This is a genomic window from Cellulomonas humilata (assembly GCF_030814415.1).
In the GTDB taxonomy this organism is placed as follows: Bacteria; Actinomycetota; Actinomycetes; order Actinomycetales; family Cellulomonadaceae; genus Cellulomonas; species Cellulomonas humilata_A.
The window spans coordinates 233,978-257,720 of the sequence record NZ_JAUSVB010000005.1; the positions used below are offsets into that span (position 1 = coordinate 233,978).

Genomic DNA, 23,743 nt, shown 5'->3' on the forward strand with positions numbered 1-23,743 from the left:
TGGCGGCTCAGACGCGGTGGCGCTCGCGGAACTCCCCGAGCCGGGCCCCGCGACGACGGGCCGACCCGGCGACGATGCCCGCCAGCAGGAGCAGGAATCCGACCGCGAGGACCATCCCTGACGTCCCGGCGACGGTCACCTGCGTGACCGTGAGCCGCCAGCCCGACGACGTGAGGATGTTGAGCGTCTGCTCGCGGGCGATCGACGGCAGGTACAGGTAGACGATGCCCGCGAGCGTCAGCACCGCGCCGCCCGTGATGGGGACCGCCGGCGTCCAGAGCGCCAGCAGCAGCACGCACCCGAGGATCAGCAGACCGAGCGAGACCAGCACGATGCCGAGCACCTCGGTGGACGCGTCCCAGCCCTTGACCTGCGCCTGCAGGATCCGGGACTCGCCCAGCAGCAGCACCGCGACGCCGATCGGGGCCAGGATCAGGCCGACGATGACGCCCAGGATGTGCGACCCGACCGACGTGCTCCGCGGGGCATTCGGGTCCGGGAAGAGCCGGTCGTCCTGCTCGGCCCCGGGGGGCGTCGGCTCGGTGGGTGCGGGGACGGCTGCGACGGGTGCGGCGGCCACGGGTGCGGCGGCGACGGGCTCAGCGGCGGGCTCGGGTGCCGTCGGCGTCGTCGGGGACCGGACCGGGTCCGGCGGGGTCTCGACGGGTGCCGCAGCGGCCGTGGTCGGCTCGTCCGGGGGCGTGGGGGCCGGTCGGACGATCGCGTGCCTGCCGGTGTCCGCGACGGGCTCGCTCGTGCTCGTCGTCCGGGCGGCACTCGCCGCGGTGCCGGCAGCAGCCGCGGTTCCGGCGGTCGTGGCCGCGGGCAGCTCGGCGTCGATCGTGCCTGCGACCGGCTCGGGCTCGGAGGCCGTCGACTGCTCAGCCGTCGCCGTGGCCGGCGGCGGGACGGGAGAGGTCTCCGGCTCGCTCGGCGCCGGCGGGTCGAGGGTCTCGACGGTCGGCGCGACCTCGTGGGTCTGGGGCTCGTCGACGGCGGGTGTCGTCTCCTCGATGGACGTGGTCGGCTCGGTCGTCGCGGCAGTGTCCGCGTCGGTGTCGGGCGTCTCGTCCGGGCGGTCTGTTGCGCCGCCGGGACGGTGCGGGTCGGAGGTGCTCATGCGTGCTCCTCGAAGGGGGCCTGGTCGGGCGCGGTCGGGCGGCGCCGACTGACGCCGCTGTTCCGAGTCACCGTATTGCCAGCAGCTCCCGGTCGCCGTGCAGCGCGCCCGAGCCGGACTCGTCCACATCTGTCTTCCGCGACGCCGGCCTGCTGCCGTACGCGTAGGCCGCGCCGACGAGGAGGGCACCACCGACGAGGTTGCCGAGGCCGACGAGGGTGAGGTTCCTGGCCATCTCGATCAGGTCGGCGCCGGGCAGGCCACCGTAGAGGCCGAGCGAGAACGTGGTCATGTTGGCGACGACGTGCTCGAAGCCGGACGTGATGAACACCATCACGCACCCGAACACCACGACCAGCCGCGCACCCTCGCTGCGCAGTCGTGCCGCGCCCCAGACGGCCAGGCAGACGAGCAGGTTGCACAGGATCCCGCGCGTGAACAGCTGGATCGACGTCGCGTCGGCCTTGTGCTCGATCATCCCCGCCAGCGTGGTCCCGCCGGGGGTGCCGGGCGCGACGACCCCGGAGACGTGCACGAGGAACGCGAACAGCATCGCGCCGAGCAGGTTGCCGCCGAGGCAGGCGAGCAGCGTCAGCCCGGCTCGCCCCCAGCCGATGGCGCCGCGCAGCGCACCCTGCGTGAGGATCATCATCGCGGAGGTGGCCAGCTCGGCCCCCGCGACCAGGACCACGGTCAGCGCGACCCCGAACACCAGCCCTTGGACCAGGGGCGCGAACGGCGACCCGGCCACGACCAGCGGACCGCCCGCGGTGGCCATGATGAGCACGCCGATGCCGATGTACGCGCCGGCGAGCATGGTGCGCACCAGGAACAGGCCGGGCGTGCGCAGGAGGTCGACCTTGTGGCGCGCGCCTGTCGCCTGGGCGTCGACCGTGTCGGGGATGCTCAGCACCTGTCCATGGTCGCGTCCGCCCGCGGCCCGCGTGGAGGGCCGAAAGGCCCAGGGAATCCACGGCACCCCACCGCGGTTGCGACCGCACGTGACCCTTCTCTTCTCGCCGCTGACCATGCGCGGCACCACGTTCCCCAACCGTGCGTGGCTGGCGCCGATGTGCCAGTACTCGGCGGTGGACGGCAGCCCGAACGACTGGCACCTGGTGCACCTGGGTTCCCGGGCGGCCGGCGGCTTCGGCCTGCTGATCGCGGAGGCCACGGCGGTGGTCCCCGAGGGGCGGATCTCGCCGCAGGACACCGGGCTGTGGCACGACCTGCACATCGCCGAGTGGCGCCGGATCACCGACTTCGTGCACGAGCGCGGCACGCTGATCGGGGTGCAGCTGGCGCACGCGGGCCGCAAGGCGTCCACGTTCGCCCCGTTCGCGGCCGGGCGGGGCTCCGTGCCGGTGGACCAGGGCGGCTGGACGACGGTCGGCCCGTCGGCCACCGCGTTCCCCGGTCTCGAGGCGCCCCACGCGCTGACCCTCGACGAGATCGCGGGCATCCCTCGGGCCTTCGCCGCGGCCGCCCGCCGGGCCGACGACGCGGGCTTCGACGTCGTCGAGCTGCACGCCGCCCACGGCTACCTGCTGCACCAGTTCCTCTCGCCGCTGTCCAACGACCGCGACGACGAGTACGGCGGCTCGCTGGAGAACCGCGCGCGGCTGCTCGTCGAGACGGCCGATGCGGTCCGCGCCGCCTGGCCCGACCACAAGCCGCTGTTCGTCCGGCTCTCCGCGACCGACTGGGTCGAGGGTGGGCTCACGGTGGACGAGGTCGCGCAGGTGGCCAAGGAGCTGGGTGGCCACGGCGTGGACCTGGTCGACGTCTCCACCGGCGGCAACGCGCCCGCGGACATCCCCGTCGGCCCCGGTTACCAGGTGCCGGCCGCGCGCGAGGTGCGCGCGACGTCGGCGCTGCCGGTCGCGGCCGTCGGTCTCCTCACGGACCCGGCGCAGGCGGAGGCGGTGCTGGCGGACGGATCGGCGGACGCGATCCTGCTGGGCCGCGAAGGGCTGCGTGACCCGTTCTGGCCGCTGCGTGCCGCGCACGAGCTGGGTGTCGCCGACTCCGCGGCCTGGCAGCCGCAGTACCTCCGGGCGACCTGGGCCTAGAGGCTCAGCCCGCGCGCGATCGGGACGCCCGGGCGGTACGCCAGGTGGCGGTAGCTGGGCGCGTCGAGCACGGCGAGGTCCGCGCGGGCACCGAGGTGCAGGTGGCCGACGTCGTCGCGCCGCAGCGCGTGGGCGCCGCCGAGCGTGGCCGCCCGGAGCGCCTCGGCGACGGTCATCCGCATCTCGCGGACGGCGAGCGCGATCATCAGCGGCATCGACGTGGAGAAGCAGGTGCCGGGGTTGCAGTCGCTGGCCAGCGCCACCTCGACCCCGGCGTCGAGCAGACGGCGCGCGTCGGGGTACGGGGACCGCGTGGAGAACTCGACGCCGGGCAGCAAGGTGGCGACCGTGTCGGAGCCGGCCAACGCGTCGACGTCGGAGCCGCTCAGGTAGGTGCAGTGGTCGACGCTCGCGGCACCCAGCTCGACGGCCAGCCGCACGCCGGGACCGGGCGTGAGCTGGTTGGAGTGCACGCGCAGCCCCAGGCCCGCCTCACGGGCAGCGACCAGCACCGACCGGGCCTCGTCGCCGTCGAACGCCAGCGGGCTGCCGGGCTCGCAGAAGACGTCGGCCCAGCGCGCGTGCGGCAGGCAGGCCGCGAGCATGGGGCCGGTGACCAGGGCGAGGTAGTCCGCGCGGTCGATGCCGGGTGGGACGACGTGCGCGCCGAGGAACGTGGTCTCCGTCGTGACCTCGCGGGCCAGCCGGAGCAGGCGTTCCTCGCCTGCGACGTCGAGGGCGTAGCCGCTCTTCACCTCGATCGTGGTGGTGCCCTGGGCTCGCGCCTCCGCCACGAGTGCCACGAGACGTCGGCGCAGGTCGTCGTCGGACGCCGCGCGCGTGGCTGCGACCGTCGTTGCGATGCCCCCGCCTGTGTAGGTCTGGCCCGCCATCCGGGCCTCGAACTCGGCCGCGCGGTCGCCCGCGAAGACCAGGTGCGTGTGGGAGTCGACGAAGCCCGGGACCACCGCGGCGCCGCCGAGGTCCGTGCGGGTGTCGGCGGCGGGCTGCCCCGACGCCGGTCCGACCCAGACGACGACACCGTCCTGCGCGACAAGTGCCGCGTCCAGGAGCGGCCCGTCGAACCGCGGGTCGTGGGTGACCAGCTCGCCGATGCCGGTGACCAGGTGGGACGTCATCGAGCCTCCTCCCATGCCGCGCGGACCGCCGAGCCGAGCATCGCCCCGACGTCGCCCAGCACGTGCCGGCCGCCCTCGACCCGCACGACGCCGCCGATCACGACGGTGTCGACGTCGGCGCTGCCCGCGACCAGCACGAGCTGTGCGGGGTCCGCGCCGGCGGTCCGCGGGGTGTCGGTGCGGACGGCGACGAGGTCGGCCGGGGCGCCTTCTACCAGACGGCCACCCGTCGGGTCGCCCAGGCTGGCGTGGCCGCCGGAGGTGAGCAGCTCCATCAGCTCGGCGGGGGCGAAGCTGCCGCGCTCCTCGCTCGCCAGCCGCTCGTGCAGCTCGACCGAGCGGGCCTCGGCGAGCAGGTCGGTGCGGACGTGCTGGTCGCTGCCGACGCTGAGCCGGGCACCCGCCGCGTGCAGGAGGCCGCCGGGCGCGATCCCGTCGCCCAGGTCCTGCTCGGTCGAGGGGCACAGGCACACGCCCGTGCGCGTCGAGCCCAGGATCGCGACGTCCTCCGGGGTCAGGTGGACCGCGTGGATCGCCGTGGTGTCGGGGCCGAGCGCGCCCGCGTCCTCCAGGAGCCGGGTCGGGGTGACGCCGAACGTGGCCAGCGACTGCTCGTTCTCCAGGCGCTGCTCGGACAGGTGCACGTGCAGGGGCCGGCCAGTGGCGTGCGCGGTGATGACCGGGATGGCGTCCAGCGGGACCGCGCGGACCGAGTGGATCGCGGCGCCGACCGTCAGGGTGTCGTCGGGGCGGATCGCGGCCACCCGGTGGGCCCAGGCGTCGGCGTCATGGTCGCCGAACCGGCGCTGCGCACCCTCGAGCGGGGCGTCGATGCCACCCGTCAGGTACGCGGTGTCCAGCAGGGTGATCCGTAGGCCGGCGTCCCGGGCGGCCGTGCGCAGGGCCTCGGCCATGACGTTCGGGTCGTCGTACGGGGTGCCGTCCGGCCCGTGGTGCAGGTAGTGGAACTCGCCGACCGCCGTGACGCCCGCGAGCACCATCTCGGCGTAGGTGGCGCGCGCCAGATCGAGGTACGTGTCCGGGGTCAGGGTCGCCGCCAGCGCGTACATGCGCTCGCGCCAGGCCCAGAACGTGCCGCCGCCGTCGTGGGTGCGGCCGCGCAGCGCCCGGTGGAAGGCGTGGGAGTGCGTGTTGGCGAAGCCGGGCAGGACGACGCCGGGGAGGCGGTGGTCGTCCGGCTCTGGGGGACCGACGGTCACGGCGGAGATCCGCCCGTCGGACACGGTCATCCGGACGTTCTCGGCCAGGCCGTCCGGCAGCCAGGCGTGCGCCGCCCAGTACGTCGTCACGTCAGCAACCGTTCCAGCACCGTGGCCAGCGCGTCGATGCCCGCCAGGCAGTCCGCCTCGTCGGCGTCCTCTGCGGCGGCGTGCGAGATGCCCGACGGGTTGCGCACGAAGAGCATCGCGGTCGGGATGCCCGCGGCGGCGAGGATCCCGGCGTCGTGGCCGGCACCGGTGCTCATCGTCGGCGGCCCGCCGAGCGCGTCGACCACCGTGTCGGCCAGGTCGGCGTCGAGGACGGTGACCGGGGTCCACGACTCCTCGGCGGGCGCGTACTCCTGCAGCGCCCTGAGGACCGCGCGGACGGCCGACTCGTCCTCGGCGCGGACGTCCAGCCAGGCCGTGACCTGCGACGGGATCGCGTTCACACCGTTCGGGTCGACGCGCAGCTTGCCGACGGTGGCGAGCGCGCCCGCGTCATGGGCGGCCCGGCGCACGTGCGCGATGAACGCCGCGAGGTCGAGCATCGGGTCGTGGCGGTCGGCCAGCGGCGTGGTGCCGGCGTGGTTGGCCTGGCCCCGCAGCTCGACGCGCCAGCGGCCGTGCGGCCAGATCATCCGGCCCACGCCCACCGGGTCGCCCGTGTGCACCAGCCCGCGGCCCTGCTCGACGTGCAGCTCGACGAACGACGCGATGCGGCGGAGGGTCTCGTCGTCCCTGCCCAGCGACCTCGGGTCGCGACCTGCGCTGGTCAGGGCGTCGGCCATCGTGGTCCCGTCGGCGTCGCGGAGGCCGCGGGCCTTGTCGGCGTCGAGCGCCCCGGTGATGAGGCGGGAGCCCGCGCAGGCGATGCCGAAGCGGGCTCCCTCCTCGTCGACGAAGCTCGCGATGCCGAGCGGCCGTCTCGGAGCGACGCCCTTCGCCCGGAGCGCGTCCAGCGCCGCGAAGCCGCTGACCACGCCGAGCGGCCCGTCGAACGCGCCGCCGCCCGGCACCGAGTCGAGGTGACTGCCGGTGACGATCCCTGGTTGCGTGTCGGGGTCGCCCCACCAGGCCCACTGGTTGCCCGCGCGGTCGGTCGTCAGCGCGAGCCCGCGGGCCGCCGCCTCGCCGGCGAACCACTCGCGCAGCACGTGGTCCTCCGCGGTCCACGCGAACCGGCGGTAGCCGCCGTCGGACGCCCGGCCGACAGGGGCGAGGTCCGACCACATCCGGGCGAAGGTCACGCGCCGCCCTCCCGCATCGGCACCCGCAGGCCGTTGGCCGTCGCGACCTCGTCGGCCCGCGGGTAGCCGGCGTCCACGTGCCGCAGCACGCCCATGCCCGGGTCGTTGGACAGCACCCGCGCGAGCTTGCGCGCGGCGAGCTCGGTCCCGTCGGCGACGGACACCTGCCCGGCGTGGATCGAGCGGCCCATGCCGACGCCGCCACCGTGGTGGATCGACACCCAGGTGGCACCCGACGACGCCGCGACCAGCGCGTTCAGCAGCGGCCAGTCGGCGATGGCGTCGGACCCGTCGGCCATGCCCTCGGTCTCCCGGTACGGCGACGCGACCGAGCCGGCGTCGAGGTGGTCGCGGCCGATGACGAGCGGCGCACTGACCTCGCCGGACGCGACGAGCTCGTTGAACCGCAGCCCCGCGCGGTCGCGGTCGCCGTGCCCGAGCCAGCAGATCCGCGCCGGCAGGCCCTGGAACGCGACCCGGTCCTGGGCCGCCCGGATCCAGCGGTGCAGGTGGTCGTCGTCGGGGAACAGGTCGAGCACCGCCTGGTCGGTCACCGCGATGTCGTGCGGGTCGCCCGAGAGGGCGGCCCAGCGGAACGGGCCCTTGCCCTCCGCGAACAGCGGGCGGATGTACGCGGGGACGAAGCCGGGGAAGTCGAACGCCCGGTCGTAGCCGCCCTGGCGGGCCTCGTCGCGGATCGAGTTGCCGTAGTCGAACACCTCGGCGCCCGCGTCCATGAACCCGACCATCGCCTCGACGTGCCGGGCCATCGACTCGCGCGCGCGGTCGGTGAACTCCTCCGGCTTCGCGGCTGCGTAGGACGCCCAGTCGGCCACGTCGACGCCGACGGGCAGGTAGGACAGCGGGTCGTGCGCGGAGGTCTGGTCGGTGACGACGTCGACCTCGACGCCACGGCGCAGCAGCTCGGGGAGGACCTCTGCCGCGTTGCCGACGACGCCGACCGACAGGGCGGTCTTCTGGGCTCTCGCTTCGCTGACCAGCGCAACTGCTTGGTCGAGACTCGTCGCCACCCGGTCCAGGTAGCGCTCGCGGACCCGGCGGTGCAGGCGGTCGCCGTCGACGTCGACGATCAGGCACGCGCCCCCGTTGAGCGTGACGGCGAGGGGCTGCGCGCCACCCATGCCGCCGCAGCCGCCCGTCACCGTCAGCGTGCCTGCCAGCGTCCCGCCGAACCGCTTCGCGGCGACCGCCGCCAGGGTCTCGTAGGTGCCCTGGAGGATCCCCTGCGTGCCGATGTAGATCCACGAGCCGGCCGTCATCTGCCCGTACATGGTCAGCCCGAGCTGCTCGAGCCGACGGAACTCGGGCCAGGTCGCCCAGTCGCCGACCAGGTTCGAGTTGGCGATCAGGACGCGCGGCGCCCACTCGTGCGTCGTCAGCACGCCGACCGGCTTGCCCGACTGGACCAGCAGCGTCTCGTCGTCGCCCAGCGTCGTCAGCGTCCGCACGATCGCGTCGTACGCGTCCCACGACCGGGCCGCCTTGCCGGTGCCGCCGTAGACGACCAGGTCGTCGGGCCGCTCGGCGACCTCGGGGTCCAGGTTGTTCATGAGCATGCGCAGCGGCGCCTCGGTCTGCCAGCTGCGGGCCGTGAGCGTGGTGCCGCGGGGGGCGCGGACGGGGCGGGGGCCGGCGGTCATGCGCGTGCTCCTGTCAGGACGGCGGCGATCTGCCCGTCGCGGACGGCGTCGGCCGCCGTCTCGAGATCGGGGGAGAGGTACGTGTCCGGGCCGGGACCGGGGATCCCCGCCGCGCGCAGCAGGTCTCGGACGGCCCCGGTGACCGGCGACGGTTCCAGGGGGGCACGCAGGTCCATCGCTCGGGCAGCCGTCAGGATCTCGATGCCGAGCACCCGGGTCAGGCCGTCGATGGCGCGACGGAGCTTGCGGGCCGCGTGCCAGCCCATCGACACGTGGTCCTCCTGCATGGCCGACGACGGGATCGAGTCGACGCTCGCCGGGACCGCCAGCCGCTTGAGCTCCGAGACCAGCCCGGCGGCCGTGTACTGCGCGATCATCAGGCCGGAGTCGACTCCGGGGTCGTGCGCCAGGAACGGGGGCAGGCCGTTGCTGCGCGCGACGTCGAGGAACCGGTCGGTGCGGCGCTCGGACATGCTCGCGACGTCCGCGACGGCGATCGCCAGGAAGTCGAGCACGTAGCCGACGGGGGCGCCGTGGAAGTTCCCGTTGGACTCGACGCGACCGTCGTCGGTGATCACCGGGTTGTCGATCGCGGCGGCCAGCTCGCGCTCCGCGACGGCCGTCGCGTGCGCCACGGTGTCGCGCGCGGCTCCGTGCACCTGCGGGGCGCAGCGCAGCGAGTAGGCGTCCTGCACGCGGGTGCACTCCGGCGTCTGGTGGCTGGCCATGATCCCCGAGCCGTGCAGGACCGCGCGGATGTTCGCGGCGGACTCTGCCTGGCCGGGGTGCGGGCGCAGGCCCTGAAGGTCTCGTGCGAAGACCGCGTCGGTGCCGAGCAGCGACTCGACGCTCATCGCGGCGGCGACATCGGCCGTGTCGAGGAGGTTCGCCAGGTCGTGCAGGGCCAGCGCGAGCATGCCGAGCATGCCGTCGGTCCCGTTGATGAGGGCGAGGCCCTCCTTCTCGGTCAGCGTGTACGGGGGGAGGTCGTGGACCAGAGCCCCGCTGGCGTCGCGGACCTCGCCCTCGCCCATGAGCGCCAGCGCGCAGTGGGCCAGCGGCGCCAGGTCGCCCGAGCAGCCCAGCGAGCCGTACTCGCGGACCACCGGCGTCAGGCCGGCGTCGAGCAGCGCGGCGTACGCGCTCGCGGTCTCCGATCGGACGCCCGTGTGGCCCGTGGCCAGCGTCGAGAGGCGCAGGAGCATGAGGGCGCGGACCACCTCGCGCTCGACCTCCGGGCCCGTGCTGGCGGCGTGCGATCGGACCAGGCTGCGCTGCAGGTCGCGACGCTTCTCCGCCGGGATCGACAGGGTGGCCAGCGCGCCGAAGCCGGTCGAGATGCCGTAGTGCGGCGCGGTATCGGCGGCGAGCTCGTCGACGACCGCACGGCCTCTCGAGATCGCGGCGAGGGCCTCGTCGGACAGCCGGACGCCCGCCCCGTGACGGGCCACGGCCACGACGTCCGCGATCGAGACAGGACCGGTGCCCACGACGACGGTGGCGGTGGTGGTGCTCATGGTTCATGACACCGCCTCACGCGCGCCGCTCCTAGGGTGTCCGCGGCGATTCTGTCTGGTATCCCAGACACCATGAGCACCGTCCCCGCCGCCGACGCGACCCTCCGGCTGCTGCACCACCTCTCGCGGACCGGCCCGCTGCCTGCCGGTGCGCTCGCGCTCGCGCTGGACCTGCCGCGGTCGACCACGTATCACCTGCTCACCGTCCTGACCGAGCACGGCTTCGTCGTCCACCTGCCCGAGGAGCACCGCTACGGCCTCGGCCTCAGCGCCTTCGAGCTGGGCTCCGCCTACTCCCGGCAGGCACCGCTGGCTCGCGCTGCGCGACCGGTGCTGGCCCGGCTCGTCGACCACGTCGGCGAGAGCGCGCACCTGGCCGTCCTGCACGGGCGCGACGTCGTCTACGTCGTCGAGGAGCGCGCCGCCGGCCGGCCGTCGCTGGTGACCGACGTCGGGGTCCGGCTGCCCGCGCACCTCACGGCGAGCGGGCGCGCGATCCTCGCCGGGCTGCCGGCGGCGCAGGTGCGAGCACTGTTCCCCGGTCGGGAGGCGTTCGTCGACCGCACCGGAGTCGGCCCGCGGCGGCTGTCCGAGCTGCGCGCGATCCTCACCGAGGTCCGCCGCGTCGGGTGGGCGTCCGAGCGCGGGGACGTCACCGCGGGGTTCGCGTCCGTCGCGTCGGTCGTGCGCGACCGCACGGGCCACCCCATCGCCGGGCTCGCGGTCACGTTCGCCGACGGGCCGGCACCCGACGGGCTGGTCCGTGCGACGCAGCGCGCCGCTCTCGAGCTGTCCCGGCGGGTCTAGACCTCGATCGGGGTCTGCGCGGCCTTGGTCACCGCGGCGGCGACGACCGTCGTGACCTCCGGGTTGAACACGCTGGGCACGATGTACGTCGGGTTGAGCTCGTCGTCCGTGACCACCGACGCCAGCGCGTACGCCGCCGCCAGCAGCATCGCGCTCGTGATCCGGTGCGACTGCGCGTCGAGCAGCCCGCGGAACACGCCCGGGAACGCGAGCACGTTGTTGATCTGGTTGGCGAAGTCCGAGCGGCCCGTGCCGACGACCGCCGCGTACTGCGCCGCGTCGTCGGGGTCGACCTCGGGGCGGGGGTTGGCCAGCGCGAACACGATCGCGTCCTTCGCCATCGTCGAGACGTCCTGGCCCGTGATCACGTCGGGGGCGGAGACGCCGATGAACACGTCCGCGTCCCGGAGCGCGTCCGGGATGCTGCCGGAGATGCCGCGCGGGTTCGTCATCGACGCCGTCCAGAACAGTGACTCGTCCAGGCCCGGCCGGTCCGCGCGCACGACGCCCTCGATGTCCGCGACGACGACGTCCTTCGCGCCCGCCGCGAGCAGCAGCTTGAGCACCGCGGTACCTGCCGCGCCCGCGCCCGACAGCACGATGCGGACCGTCGCCAGGTCCTTGCCGACGACCTTCAGCGCGTTGGTCAGCGCCGCCACCACCACGATCGCGGTGCCGTGCTGGTCGTCGTGGAAGACCGGGATGTCCAGCCGCTCGCGCAGCCGCCGCTCGATCTCGAAGCAGCGCGGCGCGGAGATGTCCTCGAGGTTGATCCCCGCGAACACCGGGGCGATCGCGCAGATCGTCTCCACGATCTGGTCCACGTCCGTGGTGTCCAGCGCGATGGGGAACGCGTCGATCCCCGCGAACCGCTTGAACAGCACCGCCTTGCCCTCCATGACCGGCAGGCTGGCCAGCGGACCGATGTTGCCGAGCCCCAGCACCGCGGTCCCGTCCGTGACCACCGCGATCGTGTTGCGCTTGATGGTCAGCCGGCGGGCGTCCTCCGGGTGGGCGGCGATGGCCTCGCAGACGCGCGCGACGCCCGGCGTGTACGCCATCGACAGGTCGTCGCGGTTGCGCAGCGGCACCTTCGACTCGATCGAGAGCTTGCCGCCGATGTGCATGAGGAACGTGCGGTCGCTGACCCGCTCGACGACCACGCCGTGCAGACCCTTGAGCGCCTCGACGATGTCCGCGGCGTGCTGCTCGCCCCGCGTCGCGCACGTGACGTCGACCGTCATCTGCTCGTGGCCCGACGCCGTGACGTCCAGGGCCGTGACGATGCCGCCGGCCTTCTCGATCGCCGTGGTGAGCTCGCTGACGGCGGTCGGCCGGGCCTGCACCTCCAGGCGCGCCGTGATGGACGAGGAGACGCTGGGGGAGACCATCCGGACATTGTGCCGCGCTCACTAGGGTGACGGCGTGACCGACGCCCTGGCCCCGCTCCTCGACCTGCCGGGGGTGGCCGATGCCGTCGACCGCGCCCGGGTCGCGTGCGAGGAGCTCCGCTGGCACGAGGCGTACCGGCGGCGGTGGCGCGAGGTCCGTGCCGAGGCGGGCCTGCGGGCGACCCGCGCGTCCTGCGAGATCGAGGGGGTGCGCGTCCCGCTGTCGTTGGTGCGGTCGCTCGCGACCGGCGGCGGGAACGAGCCCGTCGTCGTCGGTGCGCTCCGCGCGACCGCCCTGGTGGAGCGCTGGATGCCCGCTCTCGGCGACCGCGGGTCCGTGGCGCTGCCCCCGCTGGGCCAGCTGCTCGCTCAGGTGCACGTCGCCGCGACCGGTGGCTGGCTGCCCGACGCCGCCGTCGGCCGGCTGCGGTCGACCGAGCAGCCCGGCGACCTGCGCGGTCTCGGTCCGGCACCCGTCGCCGACGAGCTGGCCGCCCGCGTCGAGCTGCTCGGCCGGACCGTGCGGGAGTCCGCGGCGCCCGCCCTCGTCGTCGCCGCCGTCGTGCACGGTGAGCTGCTCACCCTGCGGCCGTTCACCGCCGCGAACGGGGTGGTCGCCCGCGCGGTGGCGCGGCTGCTGCTGACCGCGCGCGGCCTCGACCCGACCGGGTCGCTGGTCAGCGAGTCGGCCTGGGCCGCCGCGCTCAACCCGTACCTGGGTGCGGCTGCGGGGTTCGCGACGGGTTCACCGGAGGGTGTGGCCGCCTGGGTGCGCGCGTACGGCGCGGCGGTGGAGGTCGGGGCGGCGGAGGCGCGCGTCATCGCGGACGGGGTGCTGGCGGGCTCGTTGGGGTCGTCGTAGCTCAGCCTGCGCGTGGCGCGTCGCATCGTGTCGTGTCCCGCGTCGTCGCTCGTCGAACAAGCCCTCAGCGACGTCTCGTGGCTTCCGTGCGTCACCCATGGCTTGGTCGGCGCCGGGCCGGTCCGTTATCCCAGGACGAACGACGGCGCCCCTGGGGGCGCCGTCGCCAACAGCCGACCGAGAAGGTGATCAAGCGTGCACCGGTGTCGGTCGCGACGGGTCCAGCCCGGTCGACCTGCCCATAGGTGGGCTCTCCTGCGCGTGGGTGCCTTCTCGGTCATGCAGTTGTGACCCCTGTCGTACCCCACATCCCGGACCAGCGAAACCCGGCGCGACGACACCGCAGGCCACGTCGGTGGGCCCGCCGGATGCTGGGACAGATGTCCGTGATGCGGGACAGGTTCACGCGCCCCGGCGGCGCCGTCGCACGGCGACCCAGGTGACCACCACGGCCACCACGACGACGGTGACGACGCCCGCCGTGGCGATGCGTGCCCGGCGCGGGAACAGCGGCACGGGGCGGACGAACGACAGCGTCCCCCACCCGCGCTCGATCGCGAGCCTGCGCAGCGCCCGGTCCGGGTTCACGGCGAACGCATGGCCGACAGTGCCGAGCATCGGGGCGTCGGTGATTGAGTCCGAGTACGCGTAGCTGGCCCCGAGGTCGTAGCCCTCGACCTCCGCGAGCTCCCGGATGGCCGACGCCTTGTTCTCCCCGTACGCGTAGAAGTCGATCTCCCCGGTGTACCGGCCGTCGACCACGGTCATGCGCGTCGCGATGACGCGGTCCGCGCCGAGGATCGCGGCGATGGGCTCGACGACCTCGGCGCCCGACGCGGACATCACCACGACGTCCCGGCCCGCCGCGTGGTGCGCCTCGATCAGTGCGACGGCCTCCGCGTACACCGTCGGGTCGATCGACTCGTGCAGGGTCTCGGCGACGATCGAGGACACCAGCGACACGTCCCAGCCGGCGACCATGCGGGACAGCTGCGCCCGCAGGCGCTCCGTCTGGTCCTCGTCCGCGCCGCCGACCAGGTAGAGCAGCTGCGCGTACGCCGTGCGCAGGACCGAGCGCCGCGTGAGCAGGCCCCGGGCCAGGAACGGGCGAGAGAAGGCCGTGGCGGACGACGTCGCGATGATCGTCTTGTCGAGGTCGAAGAAGGCAGCCTCACGCGGCACGTCGTGCTGCGTCGGGTCCTCGTCCATGCTGCTCCGGGGCGGTCGTCGTCGGTGGAGGCGTGCCCGTGTCTGGGGTGCCTGGCGGCTCGGCGCGAGCCTAGTGGGCGGGGCCGACAGGACGGGGGCCGACGGGGCAGTGCTGATTGCTCGGATGTCGACCGGGCGGGGCGGACGGCGCCGGGCCCGGTGGAGCTGGCTACCGAGCCGCCCACAGCCCCGTCGAGCGGGGCGATGTCCACCGAGCACGCTGCTGGTCGGTGTCGAGCCCGCGGTGCGCGGCAGTGTTCGTCGTGCGCCGGCGGTCAGGTCGGCAACGACGGAGAGGCGACACCGATGACCCCCCTCGCCGGTACGCGTCCCGTCCATCCGACCTGGCCGTCGGTCGCCTCACCCCCGCAGCGCGCCCTCGTCGTCGGCGTCGTGGCCGGGCGTGGTGGCGCGGGGGCGTCGACGCTCGCCGCGACCATTGCCCGGCACCTCGCCCGACGCACGGCGACCGTCCTGGTCGACCTCGACCGGGCGTCCGCGGGGATCGACGTCCTGCTCGGGCTCGAGGCCGCCGACGGCGTGCGGTGGCCGGACCTGGCGGACGCGCGGGGCGAGGTGTCCGGCGCGGACGTGCTGGCGCTGCTGCCGCGCTGGGGATCGTGCGCGGTGCTGAGCGCCGACCGGGCACGACCCGGCGCCCCGGAGCCGGCCGTAGTCGCCGACGTCCTGCATGCGCTGACCGTGGAGGCGGGCGCCCTCGTTCTTGACCTCGACCGTGCCGCGGTCGTGGCGGGGGAGTCGCTCGTGGGTGCGTGCGACGCGGTGCTCGTCGTCGCGCCCCGCGACCTGCGGACGGTCGCGGGTGTCCTCGCGATGCGACCCCACCTCGGCGAGCCGGACGTCCCGACGTGGCTGGTCGTCCGCGGCCCGGCACCCGGCGGGCTCGGCTCGACCGAGCTCTCCGACGCGGTCGACCTGCCGATCCTGGTGTCGCTCTCGACCGACCGCACCCTGGTGGCCGCCCTCGAGCGCGGCGGGATTCCAGAGGCCGGGCGAACGGCCCGCTCGGCGGCCCGCGTCGTCGGCGCCCTCCAGCGGGTCCTGACATGAGCACCCTGGTGCGGGGGGTCGGACCGGACTTCCTCGACGCCGTCCGGACACGGCTCGGCGCGCACGGCGCGTCCGACAGCTCCCTCGGCGTCGCCGTCGAGGGAGCCGCGCGGGACGCCGGCGCGGTGCTCGGCTCGAGCGCGCTGCGCTCCGTCACCCGGACCGTGCGCGACGAGCTCTTCGGGGCCGGCAGGCTGCAGGTGCTCCTCGACGACCCCGCCGTCACCGACGTGCTGGTCAACGGTCCGCGTGACGTCTGGGTGGAGCGCGCCGGGCGGCTGAGCCGCGTCGACGTGGACCTCGGCGGTGCCGACGACGTCCGGGCGCTCGCGGTCCGGCTCGCGGCCGCGGGCGGGCAGCGGCTCGACGATGCTTCTCCCGCGGTTGACGCCCGGCTGCCGGACGGCACCCGGCTGCACGCCGTGCTCCCACCGGTGGCAGGAACCTGCGCGCTGATCAGCCTGCGGGTGGTCCGGTCCCGCGCGTTCACCGTGGAGCAGCTGGTCGCGTCCGGGACGCTCGCGCCCGCGGTCGTGCCCGTGGTCCGCGCGCTCGTCGCCACCCGCGCGAACCTTCTCATCTCAGGGGCGACGGGCTCCGGCAAGACGACCCTGCTCGCGGCGCTGCTGTCACTGGTTCCGCACGACGAACGGCTCGTGATCGTCGAGGAAGCCGGCGAGCTCGCCCCGGCGCACCCGCACGTCGTCCGGCTGCTCGCGCGGCACGCGAACGTCGACGGCGCCGGGCGGGTGGACCTGACCGACCTCGTCCGGCACGCACTGCGCATGCGACCCGACCGCATCGTCCTCGGGGAGTGCCGCGGCGCCGAGGTCCGCGAGGTGCTCGCCGCGCTCAACACTGGGCACGACGGTGGGTGCGCCACCGTGCACGCCAACGCCGCCGCCGACGTGCCCGCACGCCTGGAGGCGCTCGCGGCCCTGGCGGGGCTGTCCCGGGAGGCGGTCGCCGCGCAGGCCGCGAGCGCGTTCGACGCCGTCCTGCACCTGCGCCGGGCGGACCATCGGTACGTCGCCGAGGTCGGAGTGGTTCGCCGGGGACACGCAGGCGACCTCGAGGTGGCGTGCGCGATCCGGGTCGACCCGTCCGGTGCCACGGTGCCCGGCCCGGCGTGGTCGGCGCTCGCCGATCGCCTCGGTCTGCCAGGGGCGCGCGCGGAGCTCGGACCGTCTCGGTGATCCTCCTGGTCGGAGCGCTCGTGGCGCTCGCGGTCGTCGCGGTGGCCGGGACCGGAGGTCGCCCGGTCGGCGGGGGCGCGCGTGACCTGGAGGTCGGCCGGCCGGCGACTGCGCGGACCGCGCCCGACCTGTCGGCTGTCCTCCTTGCTGTCAGCGCTCAGCTTCGTGCCGGGGCGGCGCCCGGTGAGGCGTGGTCCCGGGCACTCGGCATGCCGGGTGCCGGACCGGCGCCGAGCGTCGACGCGCTGCTCACAGCGACGGGCCGACCGGCACGGTTGCGGTTCCCCACACTGTCCGAGCTCCGCGGGCGCACCACGTCCCGAGGGCGGCGGGCAGCGTTCCGTGGATGCGCCGAGGACGGAGCCGTGCAGCGCGCTCGTGCGGTGCTGGCGGCGACCCGGCTCGCCGACGAGCTCGGCGCACCCCTGGCCGGTGTGCTCGACCGGATCGCGTTCGCCGTCGCCGCCGACGAGGAGGCGGACGGAGAACGGCGGGCGGCCCTGGCCGGACCGAGGTCGACCGCGCAGGTGCTCGCCTGGCTCCCGCTGCTCGGGGTGGCGCTCGGCGCGCTCCTGGGCGCCGATCCGGTGGCGGTGGTGCTCTCCGGCGGCCTCGGGACGGCGTCCGCGGTGCTCGGCGTGACCATGCTCCTGCTGGGCCGCTGGTGGACGGCCGCGCTCCTGACGCGCGCAGGTCGGGCCGGCGACGAGCGAACCAGCACGACTCGGTCGGGTGCGGTGCTCGACGCCGCATTTCGCACGTGTGCCGCTTTCACGGGTGCGTCCCGAGCGGGTGGTGCCTCTCCTGCGGATCCCCCTCGTGCTCGTGCCTCCCGAGCGGGTGTGCCTCGTACGGACGCCTCGCGTCCGGGCGCTTCTCGTGCGGGTGCCTCCCGCGCGCGTGCCACGCGCTCCACGGTCACCACAGACGACGCCGCCGGTGAACGAGCGTGACGCCCGCTGGACTCGCGGTGCTCGTCGCACTCTCGTGGGGTGCGGCGACCAGCCCGTGGTGGTGGAGACCTGTGCCGCGGGTCCGGGAACGAGCGCAGCCGGATGATCCTGCGCTGGTGCCCGGACTGATCGACGCCGTGCTTCTGCTCGACCTGCTCGACGTCGCCATCGGCACCGGTGCGCCCCTCCCGCGGGCGCTGTCGGCAGTAGGGGCGGCCGTGGGTGGTCAGCAGGGCGACGAGCTGGCGCGGGGTGGGGCCGCGCTGCTGCTCGGCGCGTCGTGGCAGTCGGCGTGGGCGGGGACCGCGCTGTCGGCTGTCGTCGGCGCGCTCGAGGCCAGCTGGAGCACCGGGACAGCGCCCGGACCGGCGCTGCGCGCCCGCGCGGACCAGCTGCGACGGGACCGCCGCACCCGCTCCCGCACCGCGGCGGGAGCGCTCGGGGTGCAGCTGGTCCTGCCGCTCGGGCTCTGCTTCCTGCCGGCGTTCATCCTGCTCGGCCTCGTACCGATGCTCCTCAGCCTCGCGGGAGACCTGTTCGGGTGACGCGGTCGCCGTGAGCGACCTACCCGAGTCCCGCCCAGTCCGCGGCGCCCCCACCGCCTCCGACGCGTCCGCGATCGCGTGCCGCCCGATTCGCCGTCGACTCGAGCTGCTCCGCTGCCGTTGCCTTCGCTGCGGGGGCGAGCGCCTCCGCCCAGTCACTGCTTCGCCCCGCCAGCCGTAGCTCCGCAACGTCCGCGCATCGGGGGTTGGCGGGACGCGCGGGCGTGCGGACGTTGTTGCCCGCGGAGCGTGACGTCCGCGCGATCGGTCGCTGGGACGACCGGATGTGCGGACGTCGTGGGGGTCCCTCCAGACGCAGGACGTGCACCTGACTCGTGCGGCGGACGTGGCGTCCGAGGCGTCCACAGCCCCGCCCGTCAGCGCCCGTCCCACTGATCCGCCGGAGGGCCGTCGGCGCCGCGACCGCGCGGTCGACGCTGGCGGGGCGCCGGACAGTCCGCGCCACATGAGAGGAGAGGTCATGAACCAGCACGCCACGGTCCCGGGGCCGGACCGCACCAACCGGCAGGACGATGACACCAACCCGCAGGACGATGGCAGGGGTCCCGCGGACGCCGCAGGTGCCGCTACATCACCCGCCAACCTGAACCGGGCGGTCGGTCGCTCGGTGGTGCTGATGAGCGATCGGCCCGACGGTCGGCGCCGGTCCGGCGCTCGTGGACGCGGCCGGGTCCCGGGGGCGGTCCTGGCGTGGCGCGAGCGTGGCCGGCGCGCTCGCGCCGAGCTGGCGGAGGTGGGGATGGCGACCGCCGAGTACGCCATCGCGACGCTCGCGGCGGTCGGCTTCGCGGGGCTGCTCGTCGTGATCCTCAAGGGGAACGAGGTCAAAGGGCTGCTCCTGGGGATCGTCCGCCAGGCGTTGTCGCTGTGACCGTCGCGAGCCGGTGGGATCGCGGCAGCGTCACCGCCGAGCTCGCGATCGGTCTGCCGGCGGTCGTCCTCCTGGTGGTCGCGCTGCTCACGGTCGCGTCGGCGGCCATCGCGCAGACGCGGTGCACCGACGCCGCACGGGCGGGGGCCCGCGCGGCCGCCCTCGGGGAGCCGGACCGGGAGGTCGCGACGACGGCTCGGCGGCTGGCCGGTGCGGACGCGTCGATCTCGGTGTCACGCGCCGCGGAGTGGGTGACCGTCGAGGTGTCGTCGCCGGTCGTGTCGGCGTCGTGGGCCGGTTCGGTGCTGCGCGCCCGAGCGACCGCGGTGGCTCGGGTGGAGCCGTGAAGGTCTGGCGTCACCGGGTTGCCGGGCGCAGGTCCGACCGGGGTTCGGGCACGGTCCTGCTGCTCGCGCTCGTCGCTGTCGCACTGGTCGTCGCCACCCTGCTCGGGCTGCTGGCCTCCGCGCAGCTCGGTCGCGGCCGCGCGCAGACGGCGGCCGACCTCGGCGCGCTCGCCGGGGCGGCACGGTTGCTGGCGGGGCAGCCGGGCGACCCGTGCCCGACGGCCGCGGAGGTCGTCCGCCGCAACGGAGCGAGGCTCTCGTCGTGCACGGACGAGGGTGCAGGGGTGGTCACGGTGCGGGTCCTCGTGCGGGGTGCTGCCGGATCCGCGACGGCGTCCGCTCGGGCCGGTCCGACGTCGGCCCGCCGGTGACCGGTGTCCCGCTGGTCGGCGACGGACCGGCCCAGCGGGCCGTCGGCGCGTGGGGCGAGGACCACGCAGGTGACGAGGCCTCGACCCGTGAACGCCTCGCGCTACGTGGCCCGTCGCGACTCGCTGGTCTGCCCACGGACCCCGGCACCTGCCGAGCGCCCGCGTGGACCCGGTACCAGGGCATTTGGTCCCTATCACGTCGTGTCCGACCGGCGGACCGTTGGTCTGGGAGGAGCCATGGGCGGACCCCGAGCGGCACGAGCAGGTAGCGGGCTCGCGCTCGTCGTGGGAGATGCCGCCCCGGGGAAACGGACGCTCCGAGGTCGACTCGTCGACGTCCCGGCAGCCGCCTCCATGACCAGGGACGAGACCCGCGTGCGGTGCAACGTCACGCCGTGGCTCCGTCGTGCTGCGGCTCGAACGACACGGTGAGCAAGGAGAAGGAGAGAAGGAGAAGGACATGGTGCGCAAGATGACCCTCGGATTCATCGCGCTTCTCGTGGCAGCGATGTCGGGGCTCGCGGCTCAGCCGGCTGCAGCGGTGCCAAGACAACCAGTGGCTGTGTGACGATCCTGCCGACAGCGCACCTCACCGACGGAGGGGCTGCGATCACCGTCCGGCTTCTCGTCCGGTGCCGGCCGGTCGACGGTGTCCAGTGGGAAGGCTTCGTCAATGTCACTCAGGGCGACGTCGTCGCCTGGGCGGAACTCCCGCTCGTCTGTGACGGACGTCGGCACCTGGTGCACGTCGTGCTCCCGGTCAGCGGGCCTCCCGGCACTGCGTGGTTCACGGGTGGTGCGGCTGAGGTGTCCGCCGTGATCATGGACGAGAACACTCTCGTCGAGTACGCCGACGACGCGCGCTCGGTGAAGGTGTTCGCGATGTGCCACCGCATCGCCTGACAGACGCTCGTCGACCGGGACCGGACCGACTCTAGGAGTGCCGTGGACTTCACCTACGACGACCAGCCGACCGCGTTTGTCGCCGTCGTACGCGAGCGGGTCGCCTTGGACGCCCTGGCGGCCTTCTACGACCGCGCCTACCGTGCGGTGCTCGAGGAGGTGGCGGCGGCAGGGCTGGCCGTCACCGGCCCTGCGTTCGGCTGGTACCGCGACATGCCGACGGACTCGGTCGACCTCGCCGCGGGCTTCTGGGTCGACGCGGATTCCGTCAGCTCCCTCGGGGGCGGAGTCGAGGTCGTCGAGCTGCCGGGCGGCCCCGCCGTGGTCGGGACGCACGTCGGCAGCTACGACGGACTTTCTGGAGCGTGGGCCGAGCTCCGCACGTGGATGTCGGACCACCCCGCCCAGATGCGTGGCGACTTCCTCGAGGTGTACGTCACGGACCCGTCGGAAGCAGCCGATCCGAGCCAGAACGAGACGCGCCTCGTGCTGCCGATCGTCCCGTGAGCTGACGGGACACCGCACCGTCGCTCCACCCGTCGGCCGGTGCGACGTCCGCCCCAGGTGACCGGTCGCTCGGACGGCCGGGCGCATCCTGGCTCAGGAGGCCGTCGGTGCGTGGGCGAGGACCGCGGTGAGCAGGCGGATCGCGGCCGCCTTGTCGAGCGGGTTGTTCGCGTTGCCGCACTTCGGTGACTGCACGCACGCGGGGCAGCCGGCGAAGCAGCGGCAGGCGGCGATGGCGTCCCGCGTGGCCCGCAACCAGGTCGCACCGAGCGCGAAGCCTCGTTCCGCGAACCCCGCCCCACCGGGGTAGGCGTCGTGGACGAAGACGGTGGCCTGCTCGGTGTCGACGTGCAGCGCGGTCGACAGGCCGCCGAGGTCCCACCGGTCGCACGTCGCGAGGAGGGGCAGGAGGCCGATGGAGGCGTGCTCGGCGGCGTGCAGGGCGCCCGGGGTGGCCTCGACGGTGACTCCGGCGGCGAGCAGGACCTCGGCGGGTGCGGTCCACCAGACGGCGGTGGTGCGCAGCATGCGGGCGGGCAGGTCGAGCTCCTCGGTGCCGAGCACCTGCAGGTCGGGGATGCGTTTGCGCTGGTAGCCGAGGACCTGGGTGGTCACGTCGACGGACCCGAACCCCCATGTGACCGGACCCCAGGGCACCTCGGCGTCGACGGACTGGATCTCCGTCGTCGTGACCCAGCGTGCCCAGGTGCCGTAGTCGACGTCGCGACGGGTCACCAGGGCGACGCCGTCCTCGAGCCGGAGCTCGTCGACGACGAACGAGGCGCCCTGGTGCACGTAGACGGCTCCGTCGTGGACGGTGGAGTCGGCGGAAGCCGCGTCGACGGTGCCGAGCAGGCGGCCGGTGACCGACTCGACGACGCGGACGGGGTCACCGCCGGAGCCGCGCAGGTCGGTCAGGCGGCTGGCCTGCTCGTTGTGCGTCCAATACCAGCCGGAGGGGCGGCGCCGCAGGGTCCCGCGCTCGACAAGCTCGGCGAGCAGGTCGGCGGTGCGGGGCCCGAAGAGGTCCAGCTCCTCGGACCGCAGGGGGAGCTCGGCCGCGGCGGCGCACAGGTGCGGTGCCAGCACGTAGGGGTTGGTGGTGTCGAAGACGGTTGCCTCGACGGGTGCGTCGAAGATCGCCTCGGCGTGGTGCACGAGGAACGTGTCGAGCGGGTCCTCGCGGGCGACGAGGACGACGAGCCCGTCGGTGCCGGCGCGGCCGGCCCGGCCGGCCTGCTGCCAGAGCGAGACGCGGGTGCCGGGCCAGCCGGCGATGAGGACGGCGTCGAGCCCGGAGATGTCGACGCCCAGCTCGAGCGCGTTGGTCGTCGCGAGGGCCCGCAGGTCGCCGGACCGGATCGCAGCCTCCAGTGCTCGGCGCTCCTCGGGCAGGTAGCCGCCGCGGTAGGCCTGCACGGACGTCGCGAACGTCGGGTCGATCTCCAGCAGGTGCGCGCGCGTGGTGGCCGCGACGGACTCCGCTCCTCGTCGCGACCGCGTGAAGGCCAGCGAGCGGGCGCCCGCCGCGGTGAGGTCGGCCAGGAGGTCGGCGATCTCGGCGGTCGCGGTTCGCCGTGGGCGGTCGGAGGGCTCAGCGACGAACCGCTCGCCGGTGCCGAGCGGGCCAGACCCTTCGCCTGTGGCGAGCGGACCGGGACCGGGGTGGGCGCCGGGGAGCAGCCCGGCGAGGAGCTCCCCCAGGGCGACGGGGTCCTCGGCGCCGGGGAACGCGGGCGACGACGCACCACTGGCCGGGGCGGTCGCGGGGCCGTCCCCGGCCGATCCCCAGATGTCGTCCGGCGCGGGCGGGCTGAGGTCGTCCGCGCTGCGGGTCACGTGGCGGGGGAGCGCGAGCGGGGTGGCCCAGGGGTCGTCCTCGGGCAGGAGGGCGGACCAGGGGGCGTCGGAGCCGGGCAGCTCGGGCGGCTGCCACAGGACGAACGTCTTGCGACCCGCGGGGGAGGCGTCGGTGGTGACGGCGGTGACCTCGGACGGGTCGACGCCGATCAGCCGCGCGGCGCTCACGGCGGGGTCGGACGTGGTGGCGGACGCGAGCAGGAACGTCGGCGTCGCACCGTAGGACGCAGCGAGCCGGCGCAGTCGCCGGAGCACCAGGCCGACGTGCGCACCGAACACCCCACGGAACGCGTGGCACTCGTCGACCACCACGTACCGCAGCGAGCCGAGCAGCCGTGCCCACCGACGGTGCTGGGGCAGCAGCGCGAAGTGCAGGAAGTCGGGGTTGGTCAGGACGACGTCGGCATGCTCCTGCACCCAGCGGCGTTCGTCGAGGGACGTGTCGCCGTCGCAGGTGGACACCCGGACGTCGCGCGTGCGGCCGGCCACCAGGAGCCGGTCGAGAGCGGCGAGCTGGTCGGCGGCGAGGGCCTTGGTCGGGCACAGGTAGAGGGTCGTGGCGCGACGGGTCAGCGACTCGATGCGGCCGGGGTCGAGCAGCGACCGGGCGCTCGCAGCGCGGGCGGTGGACAGGGCGGGGAGCCAGAACGCGAGGGACTTGCCGGAACCGGTCGAGGTGGCCAGGACGGTGTGCCGGCCGGACCACGCCGCGTCGGCGGCCTCGACCTGGTGCAGCCAGGGGCGGTCGACGCCCAGGGCGCGGTATCCCTGGACCAGGTCCGCGTCCGCCCACGACGGCCAGTCCGCCTGCGTGCCCGCTCGCGCGGGCAGGTGCCGGACATGGGTCATG

General features: G+C 74.6%; 22 protein-coding genes. 12 read left to right on the plus strand and 10 right to left on the minus strand.

The genetic code is table 11. The annotated features are described in order from the left end of the window. Positions 1-7: 7 nt before the first annotated feature. The gene (locus J2X26_RS17390) at positions 8-1,120 is read right to left on the minus strand and encodes a hypothetical protein (RefSeq protein WP_307493964.1); all 1,113 of its coding nucleotides are present in this window, start codon (positions 1,118-1,120) and stop codon (positions 8-10) included. A gap of 67 nt (positions 1,121-1,187) precedes the next feature. After that, positions 1,188-2,033 (minus strand): formate/nitrite transporter family protein, encoded by an 846-nt coding sequence (locus tag J2X26_RS17395; protein WP_307493965.1) that lies wholly within the window; start codon positions 2,031-2,033, stop codon positions 1,188-1,190. Positions 2,034-2,121: 88 nt separating this feature from the next. On the opposite strand from J2X26_RS17395, the gene J2X26_RS17400 reads away from it, so the two are divergent. Next, entirely contained in the window at positions 2,122-3,192 is a 1,071-nt protein-coding gene (locus J2X26_RS17400) for an NADH:flavin oxidoreductase/NADH oxidase (RefSeq protein WP_307493966.1), read from the plus strand. On the opposite strand, the gene hutI is transcribed toward J2X26_RS17400, so the two are convergent. Genes hutI through hutH form a run of 5 tightly spaced genes read right to left on the minus strand, consistent with a single transcriptional unit; the run spans position 3,189 to position 9,979 of the window. After that, positions 3,189-4,331, minus strand: a complete 1,143-nt coding sequence (gene hutI, locus J2X26_RS17405; protein ID WP_307493967.1) for an imidazolonepropionase — start codon at positions 4,329-4,331, stop codon at positions 3,189-3,191. The two genes, J2X26_RS17400 and hutI, sit on opposite strands and share 4 nt — an antisense overlap. Further along, positions 4,328-5,641, minus strand: a complete 1,314-nt coding sequence (locus J2X26_RS17410) for a formimidoylglutamate deiminase (RefSeq protein ID WP_307493968.1) — start codon at positions 5,639-5,641, stop codon at positions 4,328-4,330. The genes hutI and J2X26_RS17410 overlap by 4 nt, the downstream gene beginning before the upstream one ends. After that, positions 5,638-6,786, minus strand: a complete 1,149-nt coding sequence (locus J2X26_RS17415) for an allantoate amidohydrolase (RefSeq protein ID WP_307494155.1) — start codon at positions 6,784-6,786, stop codon at positions 5,638-5,640. Before J2X26_RS17415 ends, J2X26_RS17410 begins: the two co-directional genes overlap by 4 nt. Positions 6,787-6,797: 11 nt before the next feature. Then, positions 6,798-8,462 (minus strand): urocanate hydratase, encoded by a 1,665-nt coding sequence (gene hutU, locus J2X26_RS17420; protein WP_307493969.1) that lies wholly within the window; start codon positions 8,460-8,462, stop codon positions 6,798-6,800. Then, the gene (gene hutH / locus J2X26_RS17425) at positions 8,459-9,979 is read right to left on the minus strand and encodes a histidine ammonia-lyase (RefSeq protein ID WP_307493970.1); all 1,521 of its coding nucleotides are present in this window, start codon (positions 9,977-9,979) and stop codon (positions 8,459-8,461) included. The genes hutU and hutH overlap by 4 nt, the downstream gene beginning before the upstream one ends. A 72-nt stretch (positions 9,980-10,051) precedes the next feature. Between hutH and J2X26_RS17430 the strand changes: the two genes are divergently transcribed. Beyond that, positions 10,052-10,786 carry an IclR family transcriptional regulator gene (locus J2X26_RS17430; RefSeq protein WP_307493971.1) on the plus strand — a complete coding sequence of 245 codons (735 nt, stop codon included), beginning with the start codon at positions 10,052-10,054 and terminating at the stop codon, positions 10,784-10,786. On the opposite strand, the gene J2X26_RS17435 is transcribed toward J2X26_RS17430, so the two are convergent. Then, positions 10,783-12,177: an NAD-dependent malic enzyme gene (locus J2X26_RS17435; RefSeq protein ID WP_307493972.1), complete on the minus strand. Its 1,395-nt coding sequence runs from the start codon at positions 12,175-12,177 to the stop codon at positions 10,783-10,785. The two genes, J2X26_RS17430 and J2X26_RS17435, sit on opposite strands and share 4 nt — an antisense overlap. Before the next feature lie 34 nt (positions 12,178-12,211). Between J2X26_RS17435 and J2X26_RS17440 the strand changes: the two genes are divergently transcribed. Further along, entirely contained in the window at positions 12,212-13,039 is an 828-nt protein-coding gene (locus tag J2X26_RS17440; RefSeq protein ID WP_307493973.1) for a cell filamentation protein Fic, read from the plus strand. 402 nt (positions 13,040-13,441) lie between these two features. Here the strand turns inward: J2X26_RS17440 and J2X26_RS17445 are convergent, their stop codons facing one another. After that, positions 13,442-14,248 carry an HAD family hydrolase gene (locus J2X26_RS17445; protein WP_307493974.1) on the minus strand — a complete coding sequence of 269 codons (807 nt, stop codon included), beginning with the start codon at positions 14,246-14,248 and terminating at the stop codon, positions 13,442-13,444. A 306-nt stretch (positions 14,249-14,554) separates the two neighbouring features. On the opposite strand from J2X26_RS17445, the gene ssd reads away from it, so the two are divergent. The 9 genes from ssd to J2X26_RS17490 all read left to right on the plus strand — a co-directional run bounded on the left by ssd (position 14,555) and on the right by J2X26_RS17490 (position 21,033). After that, positions 14,555-15,319 carry a septum site-determining protein Ssd gene (gene ssd / locus J2X26_RS17450; protein WP_307493975.1) on the plus strand — a complete coding sequence of 255 codons (765 nt, stop codon included), beginning with the start codon at positions 14,555-14,557 and terminating at the stop codon, positions 15,317-15,319. Further along, positions 15,316-16,515 (plus strand): TadA family conjugal transfer-associated ATPase, encoded by a 1,200-nt coding sequence (locus J2X26_RS17455; RefSeq protein WP_307493976.1) that lies wholly within the window; start codon positions 15,316-15,318, stop codon positions 16,513-16,515. The genes ssd and J2X26_RS17455 overlap by 4 nt, the downstream gene beginning before the upstream one ends. Continuing rightward, positions 16,512-17,468 (plus strand): type II secretion system F family protein, encoded by a 957-nt coding sequence (locus J2X26_RS17460; RefSeq protein ID WP_307493977.1) that lies wholly within the window; start codon positions 16,512-16,514, stop codon positions 17,466-17,468. Before J2X26_RS17455 ends, J2X26_RS17460 begins: the two co-directional genes overlap by 4 nt. A gap of 116 nt (positions 17,469-17,584) precedes the next feature. After that, positions 17,585-18,013 carry a type II secretion system F family protein gene (locus tag J2X26_RS17465; protein WP_307493978.1) on the plus strand — a complete coding sequence of 143 codons (429 nt, stop codon included), beginning with the start codon at positions 17,585-17,587 and terminating at the stop codon, positions 18,011-18,013. 481 nt (positions 18,014-18,494) lie between these two features. After that, positions 18,495-18,905, plus strand: coding sequence for a DUF4244 domain-containing protein (locus J2X26_RS17470; RefSeq protein WP_307493979.1), 411 nt, complete (start codon positions 18,495-18,497; stop codon positions 18,903-18,905). Further along, on the plus strand, positions 18,902-19,252 hold the full coding sequence (locus J2X26_RS17475; RefSeq protein WP_307493980.1) for a TadE family type IV pilus minor pilin: 351 nt from the start codon (positions 18,902-18,904) through the stop codon (positions 19,250-19,252). The genes J2X26_RS17470 and J2X26_RS17475 overlap by 4 nt, the downstream gene beginning before the upstream one ends. Next, a complete protein-coding gene (locus tag J2X26_RS17480; RefSeq protein ID WP_307493981.1) occupies positions 19,249-19,623 on the plus strand; it encodes an Rv3654c family TadE-like protein in 375 nt (124 codons plus the stop codon). Before J2X26_RS17475 ends, J2X26_RS17480 begins: the two co-directional genes overlap by 4 nt. A 564-nt stretch (positions 19,624-20,187) precedes the next feature. Beyond that, positions 20,188-20,526: a hypothetical protein gene (locus J2X26_RS17485; protein WP_307493982.1), complete on the plus strand. Its 339-nt coding sequence runs from the start codon at positions 20,188-20,190 to the stop codon at positions 20,524-20,526. Positions 20,527-20,568: 42 nt separating this feature from the next. Next, complete coding sequence (locus J2X26_RS17490) at positions 20,569-21,033, plus strand: GyrI-like domain-containing protein (RefSeq protein WP_307493983.1); 465 nt, start codon at positions 20,569-20,571, stop codon at positions 21,031-21,033. 93 nt (positions 21,034-21,126) lie between these two features. Here J2X26_RS17490 and J2X26_RS17495 read toward each other — a convergent pair whose 3' ends face one another. Continuing rightward, entirely contained in the window at positions 21,127-23,742 is a 2,616-nt protein-coding gene (locus tag J2X26_RS17495) for a DEAD/DEAH box helicase (protein WP_307494156.1), read from the minus strand. Position 23,743: the final 1 nt, after the last annotated feature.

Coding starts and splice junctions, on each gene's coding strand:
- J2X26_RS17390 (WP_307493964.1), bottom strand. CDS start 1,120: ATGAGCACCTCCGACCCGCACCGTCCCGGCGGCGCAACAGACCGCCCG.
- hutI (WP_307493967.1), bottom strand. CDS start 4,331: ATGACGTCCCACCTGGTCACCGGCATCGGCGAGCTGGTCACCCACGAC.
- J2X26_RS17415 (WP_307494155.1), bottom strand. CDS start 6,786: ATGTGGTCGGACCTCGCCCCTGTCGGCCGGGCGTCCGACGGCGGCTAC.
- hutU (WP_307493969.1), bottom strand. CDS start 8,462: ATGACCGCCGGCCCCCGCCCCGTCCGCGCCCCCCGCGGCACCACGCTC.
- hutH (WP_307493970.1), bottom strand. CDS start 9,979: ATGAGCACCACCACCGCCACCGTCGTCGTGGGCACCGGTCCTGTCTCG.
- J2X26_RS17430 (WP_307493971.1), top strand. CDS start 10,052: ATGAGCACCGTCCCCGCCGCCGACGCGACCCTCCGGCTGCTGCACCAC.
- J2X26_RS17435 (WP_307493972.1), bottom strand. CDS start 12,177: ATGGTCTCCCCCAGCGTCTCCTCGTCCATCACGGCGCGCCTGGAGGTG.
- J2X26_RS17445 (WP_307493974.1), bottom strand. CDS start 14,248: ATGGACGAGGACCCGACGCAGCACGACGTGCCGCGTGAGGCTGCCTTC.
- ssd (WP_307493975.1), top strand. CDS start 14,555: ATGACCCCCCTCGCCGGTACGCGTCCCGTCCATCCGACCTGGCCGTCG.
- J2X26_RS17455 (WP_307493976.1), top strand. CDS start 15,316: ATGAGCACCCTGGTGCGGGGGGTCGGACCGGACTTCCTCGACGCCGTC.
- J2X26_RS17470 (WP_307493979.1), top strand. CDS start 18,495: ATGAACCAGCACGCCACGGTCCCGGGGCCGGACCGCACCAACCGGCAG.
- J2X26_RS17495 (WP_307494156.1), bottom strand. CDS start 23,742: ATGACCCATGTCCGGCACCTGCCCGCGCGAGCGGGCACGCAGGCGGAC.